The sequence below is a fragment of the Stenotrophomonas sp. 85239_Sma genome, assembly GCF_056481725.1.
Map to the genome: position 1 here is coordinate 1010924 of NZ_CM151163.1, position 13801 is coordinate 1024724.

Here is a 13801-nt window from a genome sequence, read left to right on the forward strand (position 1 = left end):
GTGCCGCGCAGGCCGCTCAGTACACCGCATCCTGCGTGCGTCGACGCAACCCGGCGGGCGGATCGAACAGGCTCGATGGCACTTCATCGAAAGCGACCTCGGTAACACGCAGGCCGCGCTCGGTACGCTGGTTGCCGGTGCGGCCCCGGTAGCCCAGCAGCAGGCCGGTACGGGTATCGATCCACAACGTGCCGGAGGTGGTGCCATCAGGGCCACGCGCATTGTCATAGCGCCAGCCGGCAGCGAGGCGGCCCAGGATGAACTCGCCGGGTGCGGGTGAGCAGCGCCCGCCGATCGTATGGCATGGGGCGGCGGGATCGTACCAGTAGGGACCGCTGGAGTCCGCGACCGGCAGCGTGTAGTTGCCGCGCTCGCTCACCAGCCATGCCCGGCCGCGCTGGCCCTGGGTCGTCAGCCATGCATCGGGCGCATTGCTGCCTCGGAAATCAATGCGGATGGCAGGGCCGCGCAAGCGGATCTCGACCTCGACCTCACCGCCAGGGGAGCTTGGACCGAGTGGGCCCAGACCATAGGCGCGCGCCAGCAATCGCGCCTGTGGAGGTACGCTGTCAGCAGCCTCCGTGGATTGCGCGGCGACGGCCCAGGTGGCTGCCAGCAACAGGCCGGCCAGCAGCATCCGCATGTCAGCGCGCCAGGTTGTTGCTGTCATGCACGGGACTCTGCATGCGGACGATTGCATAGGACTCGATCGGCATGCGGCGATGGCCGGTGATCGGGTCCTCGATCAGCATCGAGGCCGGGCGGAAACTGTCGCCTTCGCTGACCAGATCTGAAAGACCGGCGATCACCCGGTCGGCAAACGGAACGATCAGGGGCATCGGATAGGTGATCTTGATCTTGAGGATGTTGGCGTCCTGCACGCTGACACGGCTGCTGCCGACGCGTGCATCGCGGAACGCAAGATTGTCGTTCGGCAATGCATAGCGTCCATCGAACTGGCGCTCGCGGAACTCGTTGTACGCCGCGCGGCTGGGCGAAATCACCTCGATCTTCGGCGACAGCAACGGGTTCTTCCACAGCAGGGCGACCTTGGCGCGGGCGGCGACGGCACCGGCGGCATCCGGCGAGGTTGCGTACAAGGGAGCCATCGCCATTTCCAGTGCACTGCGCATCTCCGAATGATTGACACCACTGACCGCACCGGCACGCGCGGCCTGCAGTGTGGCGAAATCCAGCAGCGACTTGGCGCGATAGATCAGGACGAACTGGAAGATGACCAGGATGAGGAAGATGAAGGCCGGAACCACGATGCAGAATTCAATCAGCGATTGTCCCCGCTGGCGGTGGATGGATGAGCGGATGTGCTTCATTGCAGCGCCCTCGTGGATGGCGGTGCCGCAGGCGGAGAAGGGCACCAGTAGAACGTTTCGCCCAGCACCGGAGCGATATGCCTGAGGCTGTCCACCGGCATTTCCAGCGTGGAGTAGGCACCGCGACACCAGGCACCACGCCAGGGGCGCACGGCCTCACGCCAGTCAACGGCGCGCTGATCGCGGTCCAGGAACAACAGGTCGAGCGGATACCCCATGGCCAGCGTGTGTACGCTCGAGCAGGGGGTGATCAGCAGGCCCTGCCCGGGTTGGAGTGGCGCGCGCAACAGCAGGCCGCGCAGCCGCTGGTGCCAGCGATCGGCGTGCCAGACGCAGCTGAGCAACTGCTGATGGTCGCGGATCAGGGCGCCGGTTCTCATGTGCGGGGGCTCACAGGATTCCCTGCTGCTTCATCTGCAGGAAGATGAAGTAGGCCAGGACGACGAAGATCAGCGGGAAGAAGAACAGCACCAGCGGCAGCATCATCTTTACCGGTGCTTCCAGGGCAAGCTTCTCGGCGCGAAGGAAGCGCTCTTCGCGGCGTTGCATGGCCTGCGAGCGCAGCGTGTCACTCAGGCTTGCACCCACCCGGTCGGCCTGGATCAAGGCACTGGTGAAGCTGGTCAACTGGGAAATGTCGGCGCGATCGGACATGCGTCGCAGCGCTTCGGCGCGCGGAAGGCCCGCACGCAGATCGCGCAGCATGCGCGAGAACTCCTGTGACAGCGGTCCGGGTGGCCCCTTGTCGACGGACTGTTCGATCGCGCCTGTGATGTTCAGGCCCGCTTCGACGGCCATGGTGATGAAGTCGAGGAAGATGGGCAGGTCGCGGATCACGTGCTTGGAGCGCGCCTTCCGCCGTTCGCCCAGCCACAGCGTGGGATACATCCAGCCGAACGGTGCGCCGAACGCCAGGGCCATCAGCACCGAGCCGACTCCGAACCTGCCCAGCAGGATGATGGTGAGCAGCAGGAAGGTACTGGCCACGGCGGCGGAAACGATGCGTGCGCCATACAGTTCTTCCGGTGACAGCACGAAATCCTGGCCGGCCGACTGCAGGCTGCGGTGCGCGCGCTCCAGCTGCGCCGAGGATAGGCGCGGCCCGGCCAGGCGCGTAGCGACCGTGATCAAGGGCCACAGGATGCGCAGCAGCAGCGGCAGCGGATCCTGGTAGTTGCGCTGGTCCACCTCGACCGACTGCACCAGTCCGCGCAGCGCGAACGCAAGCAGCCCAACAGCGGCTGCGGCAAGCAGTGCGACCAGGATGAGCAGGGCGTTCATATGTCGATCGTCATGATTTTGCGGCACATGCGGTAGCCAAGGTATTCCAGTACCCCGATCAGGCCCATCACGCACCAGCCGATGAAAGTGTGGAACATGGGGTTCATCGTTTCTGGATAGAACAGCACGAGGAAGCCGACAAGGCCGGCTGGCAGCATCGCCATGACGATGCCCTGCAGGCGTCCCTGCGCGGTGAGTGCCTTGACCTTGCCTTCCATGATGAGTTTGCGCCGCAGCGTTTCGGCGAGCGTGGACAGGCTTTCGGCGAGATTGCCACCGACCTCGCGCGAAATGCTGACGGCGGCAACGAACAGCTTCACATCGGCGATGGGCACGCGGGCGGCGAAGTTGTCCAGCGCCTCCTCCGTGCGCACGCCCATGTGCTGTTCGCGCAGCACCAGTGCCAGCTCCTGCGCCAGCGGGGGCAGGCCATCATGGGCCAGTGCCTCCAGTGCGGGATTGAAGCCGACGCCGGCCTTGAGGCTGCCGGCCAGCATCAGCAGGCCATCCGGCAACTGCTGCTGGATCTGGTCGAGGCGGCGCTGCTTCAGCCACAGGTAGATCTTGCGCGGCGCCACCGCCAGTAGCACCAGGGCCAGGATCGGCAGCAGCAGGTTGCCGCCGGTGACGATCCATAGCACCACCGGAATCGCCAGCAGCATCAGGACATTGGTCCTGAACAGCACACGCGGATCGACGAACAGGAACATGTCGGCCAGATTGACCCGCGCCTGGTCCATGAAGTTGGCGCGGTAGCGGTCCATGAAGCCGGAGCTGGCACGCGCCAGCAGCAGTACCGAGCCTGTCACGCAGGCAAAACACAGCAGGGCGATCAGGAGGATGTCACTCATTCCGCCGTCCCCCGGTGCGGAAGATGTCCAGGTCGACCGCGACGCCGCGCTCGGCAAGCTCTTCATAGAACTCCGGCACTGCACCGGTCGCGACGAACTCGCCCACCACCTTGCCATCGCGTCCAGCGCTGGAACGTGCCTTGAACAGGAATACATCCTGCAGCTGGATGGTGCCGCTTTCCATGCCGGTCAGCTCGGTGATGTGGCTGACCTTGCGCGAACCGCAGGGAAAGCGCTTCTGGTGCACGATCAGGTCCACTGCCGACGAGATCTGCTCGCGCACCACCGTCATCGGCAGTTCCATGCCGGACATCATGACCATTACTTCCAGGCGCGACAGGGCCTCGCGTGGATTGTTGGCATGGGCGGTGGTCAGCGATCCTTCGTGGCCGGTGTTCATGGCCTGCAGCATGTCCAGTGCTTCACCGCCGCGGCACTCACCGACCACGATGCGGTCCGGGCGCATGCGCAGCGCGTTGCGCACCAGGTCGCGGATGGAAATGTGGCCCTTGCCTTCCATGTTGGGAGGGCGTGCTTCCAGGGCGACCAGGTTGGGCTGGACGAGCTTCAGTTCGGCCGCGTCCTCGATGGTGACGATGCGATCGGTATCGGGAATGAAGTTGGACAGGATGTTGAGCAGGGTGGTCTTGCCGGAGCCGGTGCCGCCGGTAACGACGATGTTGCGCCGTTCGCGCACCGCAACGATCAGGAATTCCAGCATCGGCTGGCTGAGCGAACCGAACGTGAGCAGGTCCTTTCCTTCCAGCTTGCGCTTGGCGAACTTTCGGATGCTGATGCTCGGGCCGCGCAACGCCACCGGTGGAATGATGGCGTTGACGCGCGAGCCATCCTTCAGCCGCGCATCGACCATGGGCGAGCTTTCGTCGATGCGACGACCGAGCGGCGTCACGATGCGCTCGATGGCCGACAGCACGGCGCGGTCGCTGGTGAAGACAATAGGGGACCGCTCGATACGGCCCGCACGTTCAATGAAGATCTGGTCGTGCGCGTTGACCATGATTTCCGTCACCGTCGCATCGTCGATCAGGTCTTCCAGCGGGCCCAGGCCGATGGCCTCGTCGAGCACCTCCTTGGCCAGCCTGCGCGGGTTGATGGTCTTGGGCAGCTCGGAGAACTCTCGTTGCATCACTTCATCGATCAGCTTGATCGTGGCGTTGCGCAGCGACTCATCGTCCATGCTCCGCACATCGAGCCGGCGCAGGTCCATCTGCTTGACCAGCGAGGCATGCAGCTTTGCACGATAGACAGCCATGTCCGGCGGCAACTGCTCCGGCCGCGCCAGCTGGCGTTCGCTGGATGGCTGCGCCGGTCCCGGAGCCGGCACCGGCACCTGCGTGGAATCCACCGGCGCATCGTTGGCCGCGCCCGCATTGAAACTACCGGCGTCGGCCGTGGGTTCGGCCGGAGGGTCGTCGTCCACCACCTGCAGCAGGTAGTCACCGATCTGCACGCGGTCACGGCTGGTGAGCGGGCCACGGCTGCCTTTGACCTGTTCACCATTCACCAGTACCGGCGAGCGGCCTCCCAGGCTCTCGATGAAGATGCCCTGGTCCTCGCGCTTCAGCGCCGCATGGCGTTGGGCGATGCTCCAACCCTGCAGCACCACCAGGTTGCCGTCACCACGGCCGATCCCGCATTCACGGTGCAGGCAGCGGACACGTCGCTGGTCGCGGTTGGGTGTGTCGATGAGGATGTTGAACATGCGACGGCTCCGGTTACTGCACGAAATCTTTGTTCCGGCGCGGCATGGCCTGCTGACCGCGCTCCTGGATCTGTCGCGCACGCTCCAGGCCATCGAGGTTTTCCTGCGAACCCGGCGTCACCACGCGTGGAGTAACGAACATCACCAGCTCGGTGCGGTTGCCACGGAAGCCATCGGAGCGGAACAGCTTTCCGAGGATCGGGATGTCGCCCAGCAGCGGCAGGCGCTTGGCATCCTGCTGCGCACTGGAGTCGATCAGCCCGGAGATGACGATGGTCTCCCCGGCGTGGACGTTGATTTCCGACTCGGTGCGACGGGTGGTGAAGCCCGGCACGCCCTGCACGGTCACCGTCGGGTCGACACGGCTGACTTCGGCCAGGATGCGGGTGGAGATGTCCTCGTTGAAGTTGACCAGTGGCTCGATGTCGAGCTTGATGCCGTATTCCTTGTAGTCGACCGTGACCTGGCCGAAGCCCTGCGGAACCGGGATCGGCACTTCGCCGCCGGCCAGGAACTTCGCCTGCCCGCCGCTGCGGGCACTGAGTTGAGGCGAGGCCAGCAGGAACGCCTTGCCCTTGTTCATCATCAGGTTGATCGCCGAGCCGATCTGCGTGGCGATGCCGAAGAAGGCCTGGGTCCCCTGCAGCTTGTTCGGCAACAGCACGCCGTTGGCCGGGCTCTGTTCGGGGTTGATGCGGTAGTAGTTGTTGTTGGTGAAATCCTTGACGATGCCCGCCACCGGGCCGCGGATGACGTTGTCCCACTGGATGCCGAGTTCTTCCAAAGCATTGGTGTCGAACTCCATGATCTTCACGTCCATCTGCACCATCGGGCGCATGCCCACCGGGTCGGCGGTAGTGAAGTTCAACACTGTCGGGTAGATCTTCTGGATCGCGTCGATGCGGCTGCCGATGCCCGGATTGATGTCCTGTCCGGTGATGACCACGCGGTCGGCAACGGCATGCACATTGATCTTTTCCACATCGGCCAGCAGGGTGCGGATGGTTTCGGCCAGGCTGACCGCATCGTTCTCGGAGATGTCCACCTGCACCTGCAGCTGCTTGCCGTTCTGCAGCCACAGGTGAACCGTGGTGGAGCCGGCCTTCATGCCCATCATGATCAGGTCACGTGGGCCGACGTTGGTGACCTCGAGCATCTCGCCGCTACCGACGGCCACGCGCTTGAGCCCGCTGGGCAACGTGTAGACCGCGGCCTGGCCGGCATAGATCCGGGCGCGGGTGGGCAGCGGCACGGCAGGCATCGCCGAAGCGTTGGTGCGATAGGCCGGATCGGGAACCGGCGACGGGAAAGCGCTCTGCCCCCCCGGCACCGGTGCATGGTTGGCGCTTGCCTGCGGCGGTGCCTGGACGGCAGGGCGCGGTGCGGCCATGACCGGTACCGGGGTCAGCTGGGTGCCCGTGGTCTGTGCCACGGCCAGCAGTGGTGCGGCGGCAACAGCGATGGCCGCAGTGGCGGCGATGAGGCTGCGGATTCCATTATTGCTGTGCATTCGTCGACCCTTTGCCCCCAATGATGAATTGCACGCCAGCACGACCCTGCGTGCCGTTGCCGAGCAGTTCCCTCTGCGTCATGCCACTGAGGCCGAACGCACCACGATCCTCCACCTGGCGAAGCATCACCCGCATCGAACCCGCCTTGGCAGCGACCGTGAGTCGCTGCGCCTGCGCCGGTGTCAGTTCCAGGGTGATGTTCGAATAGCCTTGCTGATCTTCCGAGGCCGGCGTTTCACCGACGCGGTTGCCGGTCGCCAGCACGTTGATGTCCTCAAGCAGCGGCAGCACCCGCGCACCGGTTTGTTCCTGCTCGACGGTCAGCAGGATGTCGACATGGTCCCCGGGAGCGATCATGCCGGAGATCGAGTTCGTCTCGTCCACCTGGAGGGTGTAGCCCACATTGCCCTTGGCGATCACGCGTGAGAACTGGTCGTACAGTGGTACCAGTGCACTGGCACCCAACGGTGCGCCTTCGCGGATCGGTGCACGCAGCATGCGTCCGCTGTACTCGGACACGTTGTCGGGCGTGATCGCATCGGCAGGCGGCAGGTCGGCGGGGACCTCGCGCACTGCAAGGTCGGCAACGGTGACGATGCTGCCTGGTTCCATGTCGGTCTTGGGCACGGCTACCGGCACCATTTCCACCGGCGGTGCGGCGCGTTCGTTCACTGCCTTCTGCACGTAGCGCACGGCGACCAGGGCCGCGAACAGGCCAAGGGCGAGGGCGATGATGATGAAGACGACGTTGCGGTTGGCTTTCAGCGGGAGCGCCTTCATACGACTCCCATCGACAGCATGTAGGTGAATCCCTGGTACGCCTTGCGCAGTGAATCGATCAGCTCGAGCACGATGTTCGGCTCGGCGACCAGGACCAGGACACCGACGGAAGCGACCACGGCGTACTCGATCAGTGCGGCCCCGCGCTGGCGGCGTAGGGACGGTGGAATGCGTTTTCTCATGGCGGTGGTCTCAGTGCTGCGACTGGTTGACGACAATCGAGGTTCCCTGCTCGTGCCGGTTGAAGGTCATGGTCATTTCCTGGTTGCCCTTGCTGTAGCGGACCACGCACTGCAGCGCGATCATCGAGCACCCGGCAGGGCCGGAACTGCGGCGCCAGCCGTCCGCGGGAAGGCGGCTGGCGTAGAAGGCATCGGTCTGGAACGGAGACAGCGTGCTTTCCATGGACAGGCTGCGCCCGGGCGTGTCCAGGTAGGAGATGTCATTGATCACCTGGGTGCCGGACGGCTTCGGAAAATCAGCGCCTGCCGCGGCATCGGGCTTGCGCTTGAGCAGGCGTGTAATGCCGATCTGCGACTGGCTGCCACTGCCCTTGGCCGATACCTCGACGGTCACGTAGTGCTCGCCGTGCGCATGGCCGATCACGGTCTTGCCACCGACCTCGTTGATCACGGTCTGCCCGGGCCATTCCCGGTTGTAGAAACCGACGATGGACGACACCGGCAATGAGGACGTGAAGCGCGAGATGCGCATGGGCAGGCCGTTGTAGAGCATGTCCTTGGCGACCCACTCGCTCTGGGCACCCTCGGGCTCGGGAATGTCGGGCCAGGACGCGGCCAACGCGGGCCAGGCGAGCAGCAGCGCGGCCAGTGCCGCCAGCAGGTCAACGCGACGGCGCATAGGCGGGCAACTTGTCGACAGGCACCACGTCGGGTGCGATGTAACCGGGATCAAGCCTGCTCAGCGTCCCGATCATCGGGATGCCGGAGAGGCCGTCAAAGGCCTTGGCGATGCCCGCCATGTGCTGGGATGGCACCAACGGCTTGACCTGAGCAATGACCGAGCGTGACGAGTTGACCTTGAGCCCGGAACCGGCGGCATTCCAGGGGTCTGCCAGCACCACATGGGTGGCCTGCAGCTTCAGGCCCAGCGAATCGAAAGGTTCCAGGTAGGCGGCCGCACTGCCGTTGGCACTTTTCAGATCCTGCACATCCAACCGCAGCTGGGCCTGGGTCAGGCCGTTGCGGTTGGGCGGGAACGAACCGAACATCGAGGTCACGTCGCCGATCTTCTTCATCATGCCGCCTGCCGACGTGCTGGTGTAGGAAACCAGGGCGAGGTCACCGCGCCGCACCAGCGGCTGGTTGGAGAAGGTGTTCATCAGTACGTCGCCGACGGCGGCATCGCGTGCGCCGGTCTGGGCCTGGCTGACGATGGGGTCGTTGGCACGCCCGAAGTAGCGGTCGACGGCAAGATCGCGCTGGCGTCCGCTGGCCGGCAGCTTGTAGTCCGGCGATACGGTGGCTTCCCACGCGATCGCGCGCGCGGCCTGCTGGGTGGCCTGGCGGGCGTGGATGTACTTGGCGAGGATCGGGATCAGCAGGAAAATCGGCACCAACACGGCGCAGAGCACGGCGACTTCGGTGAGACTCTGGCCGCGCTGGCGACGCGCGCCGCGGAATGGGCGTTCCCTGTCCATGGCTACCTCAGCAGGTCATCGTTGGGAGGACGGTTCGCGCGGTACCTCGAGGTCGCCGCGTTCAAAGGGTTGGCCCACCGTCATGCGCTGCGTGGTCAGGCGGGTGCCATTGCCGTCCAGGGGTTCCTGCTCCAGGACAATGGCGTAGCGGCTCGGCCGGTAGTCGTTCAGCGCACCGGGGGTGAAGCCCCAGCTGGCACCGGCCGACCACACGCACTGGCTGAACCGTCCGTTCTCGTCCTTCCACGCGTTGCACGGTTGGCCGGCGACCCTGCGGTTGCCCGCGCGCTGGAAGCCCGGCGAGGCGGCGCCTTCGTCGGCTTCGGCGGCAAAGCGGGTGAGCCCGTCGCTGTCGGCAGGGGACTGGCTGCGCTCTCCCGTTGCCAGGTCGACCTGCTCCACGCCGGCGGCGCTCTGGGTCTCCTGCAGGCCGGTGGCCTCCAGCCGGAACTGGCAGCTGGTCGCCGGGCCATCGTTGAGCAGGCGCCACTCGCGGGTACGGAACACTTCCTCGTTGCTGGAAAGCCAAGCTTCGTAACGGACGGTTCCCAGGCGGGCGACATCGGCGTCATCCAGGGCGCGGGTCGGCAGTCCTGCCGCCTGGCAGTCGCTCAGTGCCTGCTGGTAGCTGGTGCGCGCCGCGTTGCGTCCATCCACCAGGGTTTCGGCAATCTGGTCAAGATGGATGCCCGGCATGTTCCTGGCAGCGGCAGGCTCGCCGTTGTCCGCCGCGCTGCCACACCCGCTGATGAGCAGAGTGGCGATCGACAGGTGCAGGCGATTGAAAACAGCAAACGTCATGGCATCAAGGCTCCGGCTGCCGCCAGGGCAGCCTTGGTGGTGGCATCGGTCTTGACCAGTCGTGCCTGCCAGTAAGGACTGAACAGGTTTCCGGTTTCACGCTTGCGGTCATCGCGGCTGAACATGCGCAGTTGCACTGGACGGTCGAAGAACACCTGCGCGGAGGAGAGTGCGGCAATCTTGTTGTTGGCCATCTTGTCCGGCAGTTCCATCTGCGAGCCGGCCGGGGCGCCAATGCCGGCGCCGGACGTGGTGCGCGCACTGGCACCACTGGTCTCTGCATAGATCGTGAAGACCGGGCCGACCTTGTCGCGGTCACGATCATTCTCGGCGTAGGGCTGCAGTGCCTGCCCGGCCTTGACGTCGTGATAGTCGCGCAGGCCGTTGTAGCCGGTGAAGAAGGCCTTGCGATGCTGGCCATTGGCGAAGCGCACGTTGGCATCCTGGCTGCGGTCGACAATCCACGCCGCGCCACGATTGCGGCGCACCGCTTCGCCATACGGGCGGTAGCGGCGACGGTCCCAGTCCGAGTACCAGCCGTTGCCGTTGCCGAAGCCATTGAGGAAGCGCTGGTTGCGATAGCTTTCCACGGCCTGCGCGCCACCCCAGCCGACCGGAATGTCAATATCGGAAAGCGGCCATGGCAGTGGAAGCTCGACGGCCATGGTGTCCAGCGCGGCCCATCGGTTGTAGTCGACCATGTCGGTGCCGCCGGACTGCACCAGGAAGCCGAGGAAATCATCGCTGCGGCTCTTGCTGAAGCCATCGCGGGACTGCATGACGACATTGCGGAAGCGATCGGCGCCCTGGCGCTGCGTGGCCGAGCCACCGTTGGCGGTGCGGGGAATGTTGTAGCGTTGCAGCAGCCGGTTCTCGGCGGTGGCCAGTTGCGTGCCAAGCACCGCGGTTCCTATGGTGCCCAGCTGTGCCTGCGGTGAATTCCGCTGCAGCACATCCTTGGCGATGGTGTAGCTGTCCAGGCGCGATACGCCTTCAATGACGAGCTGCACCGAGGCGGCGAACATCATGTTGAGTTTGTCGATGGCGATGATGGCCGCCTGCGCGACAGGCTGGAACGCCTGGCGGGTGACCTTGAGAATGCGTTCGGCGACCTTGAAGGCGGTTGCCAGTGCCTTGAACACCACGCCGATGTAGGGAATGGCGGAGAGCACATCCAGCGTGGTGCGGATGACGATCGAGGTCGTGTGCATCTGGTTCAGCCACGAATAGAGGCTGATCGTCTGCGCCACGGCCACTTCGTTGGCAACGCGGGCACGGTTCATGTAGGCCGCGTAGTTAAGTGCGCGCGCCTGCTGGATTGCAACGCTGTAGGCCGCGGCGTCGGCCGCATTGACCAGCTCAACCTTCTTGTTCACCACCTGCCCTGTGTTGAACAACAGGACAATCCCGATGCACAGAACCAGAATGAGTGCCAGCCCGAGAACCATTGCTTGGCCGGCGACCGTTCGGTGGCTGGAAACGCCCCGGGCCGCACGGCTTCGTGCCAAAGCCAATGCGCTGCGCATAACGAATTCCTGGGCCGGAGGCCATGGCTGCCCGTCGCGCGCCGCGTGCGGTGCGCGCAGGGAGATTATGCTGGGAGGGCCCTGGCGGCTTCATGCCGCCAGGGCTGGGGTATTACTTGTTCTTGTACGCGTCCATGCCCTTGGTCTTGTCAGCTTCCTGCTGGGCGCTGTTGGCCTGGTTCTTGGCGCGGTTGATCGACTGCGTCGCGCTCTGGCCGGAAAGTTCTTTCGACATGCCTGCCACCTGGCTGCGAACCGTGCCTCCGAAGAAGGTGACGGCTCCGATCGCGGCAATGGCGATCAGCGCGGTGATGATGATGTACTCGGTCATGCCTTGACCGGCCTGCTTACGGGAAAAACGGATGTGACGACGGCTGCGTTCCATGTATTTCCTCCTTGATGGCAGGAATCCTCCCGGGTGTGCGGGATATTCGGCGTGTCCGCTGGGGGATCCTGATTAATGGCAGGGCGAGGTAAAGACAGGAAGCTCACACCCTGGTTCGTCGAAAATTTGTCGCTCGTTCGAGAACGGGGCCAAGCCTATCGACAGAAAATTGACGTTACAAGTCAGGTTTTTCCGATATGCAATGAAATATTTGAAAATGTGATGCGTATTGCAGATTAACAATTGTCTGCACATAAGTGCGTCAATTTTGAGCTAGATGCACCGATTTTCATTGAAGAAATTAACATCTGATTGACACATTTATGTCATGCAGGCGGTTGGTGTGTCGAAATATTGGCGCGCTTCCTGTGATGCATGCAGGACCCGTCCCCCACTCGAATCGAATAACAGATCCGAATGCTTTTTACTCTGCGGGATTCGAGATGAAGTGGATGGTCGCGCACTGCGGAAAAGAAAAAAGCACATGCAGGGCATGTGCTTTTTCCCGGATGGCTGCAGCGCATTAAAGTCGTCGTGATATCAGCGCTTGACCAGTTCCACGCGACGATTGGCGCGACGCCCTTCTTCGGTCGTATTGTCGGCGACCGGCTGGCTCTGCCCAAAGCCTTTCGCGCCCAGGCGATCAGCAGCGATTCCGCTGCCGACAAGACGATTGCGTACCGACTCCGCGCGCGCCTGCGAAAGCGTCTGGTTGTGCGATTGGCTGCCGCTGTTGTCAGTGTGTCCTTCCACGGAAAGACGAAGCTTCGGATCGGCCTGCAGCAGCTGCGTGACCTGCGCGATCTGTGGTTCGGAATCGGGCAGGATCTCGGCGGCGTCGGTTGCGAAGTTCACCTGGATGGATACCTTCCCACTGCTGTCCAGTGCCTGCTTCAGGCTGTCGGCTTCAATGACCTTGGCCGTGATCTGCACCGGCTTTGTCTCTGCGACGAGCAGGCCGCCGGCGTTTCCACCCGAACCCAGGTGAATCCAGATGTCACGATCTTCGCGATGGATGACATAGGTTTCTGCGGGTTCGTTGTAGATATCGCCGATGCCGCCGACATAGGTGGTCGCAGCCTTGCTGTTGCCGATGTCGCGTGATGCATCGGCGGGAATGGTGCCGGAGAAAATACGCTTGCCACCCAGGGCCTCGACCAGGCTCTGCACATTGCGGCTGAGCTCAAGTTGCGAGTAAGGGTGATCGCCGCTGCTCTGCAGTACCGAAGAGTGAATCTTGCCTTCAATCCATTCCACGCGATCACCGGTCCAGAACGGTACGCGATCAAATTCGCTGTCCACGACGTCCTGGCTGGCGTAGCCCTGCGGCAGCCCGAGATAGGGGAAGCTGCCAATGGTCGCCTGGGATACCGGAAGGTCGGCAACGTTGAAAGCAGAGGCTTTCTCGTTTCCATTCGTGGCCGGCGGAGCCTCGGGCGATGATCCCGCGGCGGCACTGGATGGCGCGGCCGATGAAGCGCCGCCCTCTGCGGGAGCTTCGCCAGCGCGCTTGCAGGCGCCCAGTGCCAGCACCAGGCTGGCGGCCAACAGGCTCGCGCGCACCGCGGACATCGTCGATCCGTGCGTCTGCATCATGAACGCACCTGCTTCATCAGTTCGTTGCAGACTTCGCTGGTGGGCTTGTACTGGCCCTTCTTCCAGGCATCGGTGATCTTCTTCTGCGTCTGTGCTTCGGCCGTGTCATAGGCCTGGTCGAAGCCTGCTTCGGTACCGAACACGGTTTTTGCCTGCGCCTTGTGGCTTGCGCGCAGCTTGGCCGCCTGTTCCGGGGTAGCGCCGCACGCCAGGGCGTTGCCTGCATGCGTGCCTCCCAATGCGCCGAACTGCGCCGCACCGCCGCCTTGCGCGACTGCGGTGCCGCTGCCGATCAGCAAGGCGGAGGTGATCACTAGCTTCGTCATGAAATACCGCATGTTGATGTTCCTCATCCG

Annotated in this window: 16 protein-coding genes and 1 pseudogene; all 17 read right to left on the reverse strand. The window is 64.0% G+C overall.

Translation table 11 applies throughout. The annotated features are described in order from the left end of the window. Window positions 1-16: 16 nt before the first annotated feature. Complete coding sequence (locus ACYKG1_RS04695; RefSeq protein WP_478471941.1) at window positions 17-643, reverse strand: hypothetical protein; 627 nt, start codon at window positions 641-643, stop codon at window positions 17-19. Window position 644: 1 nt separating this feature from the next. Next, window positions 645-1331 carry a TadE/TadG family type IV pilus assembly protein gene (locus ACYKG1_RS04700; RefSeq protein WP_478471942.1) on the reverse strand — a complete coding sequence of 229 codons (687 nt, stop codon included), beginning with the start codon at window positions 1329-1331 and terminating at the stop codon, window positions 645-647. Further along, window positions 1328-1711, reverse strand: a complete 384-nt coding sequence (locus tag ACYKG1_RS04705; RefSeq protein ID WP_478471944.1) for a DUF192 domain-containing protein — start codon at window positions 1709-1711, stop codon at window positions 1328-1330. Before ACYKG1_RS04705 ends, ACYKG1_RS04700 begins: the two co-directional genes overlap by 4 nt. Window positions 1712-1721: 10 nt before the next feature. Next, window positions 1722-2612 (reverse strand): type II secretion system F family protein, encoded by an 891-nt coding sequence (locus ACYKG1_RS04710; protein ID WP_014036166.1) that lies wholly within the window; start codon window positions 2610-2612, stop codon window positions 1722-1724. Then, window positions 2609-3463 (reverse strand): type II secretion system F family protein, encoded by an 855-nt coding sequence (locus ACYKG1_RS04715; protein ID WP_262083178.1) that lies wholly within the window; start codon window positions 3461-3463, stop codon window positions 2609-2611. Before ACYKG1_RS04715 ends, ACYKG1_RS04710 begins: the two co-directional genes overlap by 4 nt. Beyond that, on the reverse strand, window positions 3456-5186 hold the full coding sequence (locus ACYKG1_RS04720) for an ATPase, T2SS/T4P/T4SS family (RefSeq protein ID WP_478471945.1): 1731 nt from the start codon (window positions 5184-5186) through the stop codon (window positions 3456-3458). The genes ACYKG1_RS04715 and ACYKG1_RS04720 overlap by 8 nt, the downstream gene beginning before the upstream one ends. A 13-nt stretch (window positions 5187-5199) precedes the next feature. After that, the gene (locus ACYKG1_RS04725) at window positions 5200-6696 is read right to left on the reverse strand and encodes a type II and III secretion system protein family protein (RefSeq protein WP_262083180.1); all 1497 of its coding nucleotides are present in this window, start codon (window positions 6694-6696) and stop codon (window positions 5200-5202) included. Continuing rightward, the gene (cpaB, locus tag ACYKG1_RS04730; protein WP_014036170.1) at window positions 6683-7477 is read right to left on the reverse strand and encodes a Flp pilus assembly protein CpaB; all 795 of its coding nucleotides are present in this window, start codon (window positions 7475-7477) and stop codon (window positions 6683-6685) included. The genes ACYKG1_RS04725 and cpaB overlap by 14 nt, the downstream gene beginning before the upstream one ends. Continuing rightward, window positions 7474-7659 carry a hypothetical protein gene (locus ACYKG1_RS04735; protein WP_014646171.1) on the reverse strand — a complete coding sequence of 62 codons (186 nt, stop codon included), beginning with the start codon at window positions 7657-7659 and terminating at the stop codon, window positions 7474-7476. The genes cpaB and ACYKG1_RS04735 overlap by 4 nt, the downstream gene beginning before the upstream one ends. Window positions 7660-7669: 10 nt before the next feature. Beyond that, window positions 7670-8338 (reverse strand): hypothetical protein, encoded by a 669-nt coding sequence (locus ACYKG1_RS04740; RefSeq protein ID WP_262083181.1) that lies wholly within the window; start codon window positions 8336-8338, stop codon window positions 7670-7672. Beyond that, on the reverse strand, window positions 8322-9137 hold the full coding sequence (locus ACYKG1_RS04745) for a TadE/TadG family type IV pilus assembly protein (RefSeq protein ID WP_014036173.1): 816 nt from the start codon (window positions 9135-9137) through the stop codon (window positions 8322-8324). Before ACYKG1_RS04745 ends, ACYKG1_RS04740 begins: the two co-directional genes overlap by 17 nt. Window positions 9138-9152: 15 nt before the next feature. Then, on the reverse strand, window positions 9153-9938 hold the full coding sequence (locus ACYKG1_RS04750) for a hypothetical protein (RefSeq protein ID WP_478471948.1): 786 nt from the start codon (window positions 9936-9938) through the stop codon (window positions 9153-9155). Then, window positions 9935-11314, reverse strand: coding sequence for a hypothetical protein (locus ACYKG1_RS04755; protein WP_478472700.1), 1380 nt, complete (start codon window positions 11312-11314; stop codon window positions 9935-9937). Before ACYKG1_RS04755 ends, ACYKG1_RS04750 begins: the two co-directional genes overlap by 4 nt. 3 nt (window positions 11315-11317) lie before the next feature. Further along, window positions 11318-11464 (reverse strand): annotated as a pseudogene (locus ACYKG1_RS04760) (hypothetical protein); the annotation flags it as partial. A 112-nt stretch (window positions 11465-11576) separates the two neighbouring features. Next, entirely contained in the window at window positions 11577-11849 is a 273-nt protein-coding gene (locus ACYKG1_RS04765; RefSeq protein WP_014036176.1) for a hypothetical protein, read from the reverse strand. A gap of 540 nt (window positions 11850-12389) precedes the next feature. Continuing rightward, window positions 12390-13445 carry an OmpA family protein gene (locus tag ACYKG1_RS04770; RefSeq protein WP_478471950.1) on the reverse strand — a complete coding sequence of 352 codons (1056 nt, stop codon included), beginning with the start codon at window positions 13443-13445 and terminating at the stop codon, window positions 12390-12392. After that, window positions 13442-13771 (reverse strand): hypothetical protein, encoded by a 330-nt coding sequence (locus tag ACYKG1_RS04775; RefSeq protein ID WP_157804587.1) that lies wholly within the window; start codon window positions 13769-13771, stop codon window positions 13442-13444. Before ACYKG1_RS04775 ends, ACYKG1_RS04770 begins: the two co-directional genes overlap by 4 nt. Window positions 13772-13801: the final 30 nt, after the last annotated feature.

Excerpts from the sequence above, each read along its gene's own strand:
- ACYKG1_RS04765 (WP_014036176.1), bottom strand. The coding sequence starts at position 11,849 with ATGGAACGCAGCCGTCGTCACATCCGTTTTTCCCGTAAGCAGGCCGGT.
- ACYKG1_RS04715 (WP_262083178.1), bottom strand. The coding sequence starts at position 3,463 with ATGAGTGACATCCTCCTGATCGCCCTGCTGTGTTTTGCCTGCGTGACA.
- ACYKG1_RS04735 (WP_014646171.1), bottom strand. The coding sequence starts at position 7,659 with ATGAGAAAACGCATTCCACCGTCCCTACGCCGCCAGCGCGGGGCCGCA.
- ACYKG1_RS04770 (WP_478471950.1), bottom strand. The coding sequence starts at position 13,445 with ATGATGCAGACGCACGGATCGACGATGTCCGCGGTGCGCGCGAGCCTG.
- ACYKG1_RS04745 (WP_014036173.1), bottom strand. The coding sequence starts at position 9,137 with ATGGACAGGGAACGCCCATTCCGCGGCGCGCGTCGCCAGCGCGGCCAG.
- ACYKG1_RS04720 (WP_478471945.1), bottom strand. The coding sequence starts at position 5,186 with ATGTTCAACATCCTCATCGACACACCCAACCGCGACCAGCGACGTGTC.
- ACYKG1_RS04705 (WP_478471944.1), bottom strand. The coding sequence starts at position 1,711 with ATGAGAACCGGCGCCCTGATCCGCGACCATCAGCAGTTGCTCAGCTGC.
- ACYKG1_RS04775 (WP_157804587.1), bottom strand. The coding sequence starts at position 13,771 with ATGACGAAGCTAGTGATCACCTCCGCCTTGCTGATCGGCAGCGGCACC.
- ACYKG1_RS04725 (WP_262083180.1), bottom strand. The coding sequence starts at position 6,696 with ATGCACAGCAATAATGGAATCCGCAGCCTCATCGCCGCCACTGCGGCC.
- ACYKG1_RS04695 (WP_478471941.1), bottom strand. The coding sequence starts at position 643 with ATGCGGATGCTGCTGGCCGGCCTGTTGCTGGCAGCCACCTGGGCCGTC.
- ACYKG1_RS04710 (WP_014036166.1), bottom strand. The coding sequence starts at position 2,612 with ATGAACGCCCTGCTCATCCTGGTCGCACTGCTTGCCGCAGCCGCTGTT.
- ACYKG1_RS04740 (WP_262083181.1), bottom strand. The coding sequence starts at position 8,338 with ATGCGCCGTCGCGTTGACCTGCTGGCGGCACTGGCCGCGCTGCTGCTC.
- ACYKG1_RS04700 (WP_478471942.1), bottom strand. The coding sequence starts at position 1,331 with ATGAAGCACATCCGCTCATCCATCCACCGCCAGCGGGGACAATCGCTG.
- ACYKG1_RS04750 (WP_478471948.1), bottom strand. The coding sequence starts at position 9,938 with ATGACGTTTGCTGTTTTCAATCGCCTGCACCTGTCGATCGCCACTCTG.
- cpaB (WP_014036170.1), bottom strand. The coding sequence starts at position 7,477 with ATGAAGGCGCTCCCGCTGAAAGCCAACCGCAACGTCGTCTTCATCATC.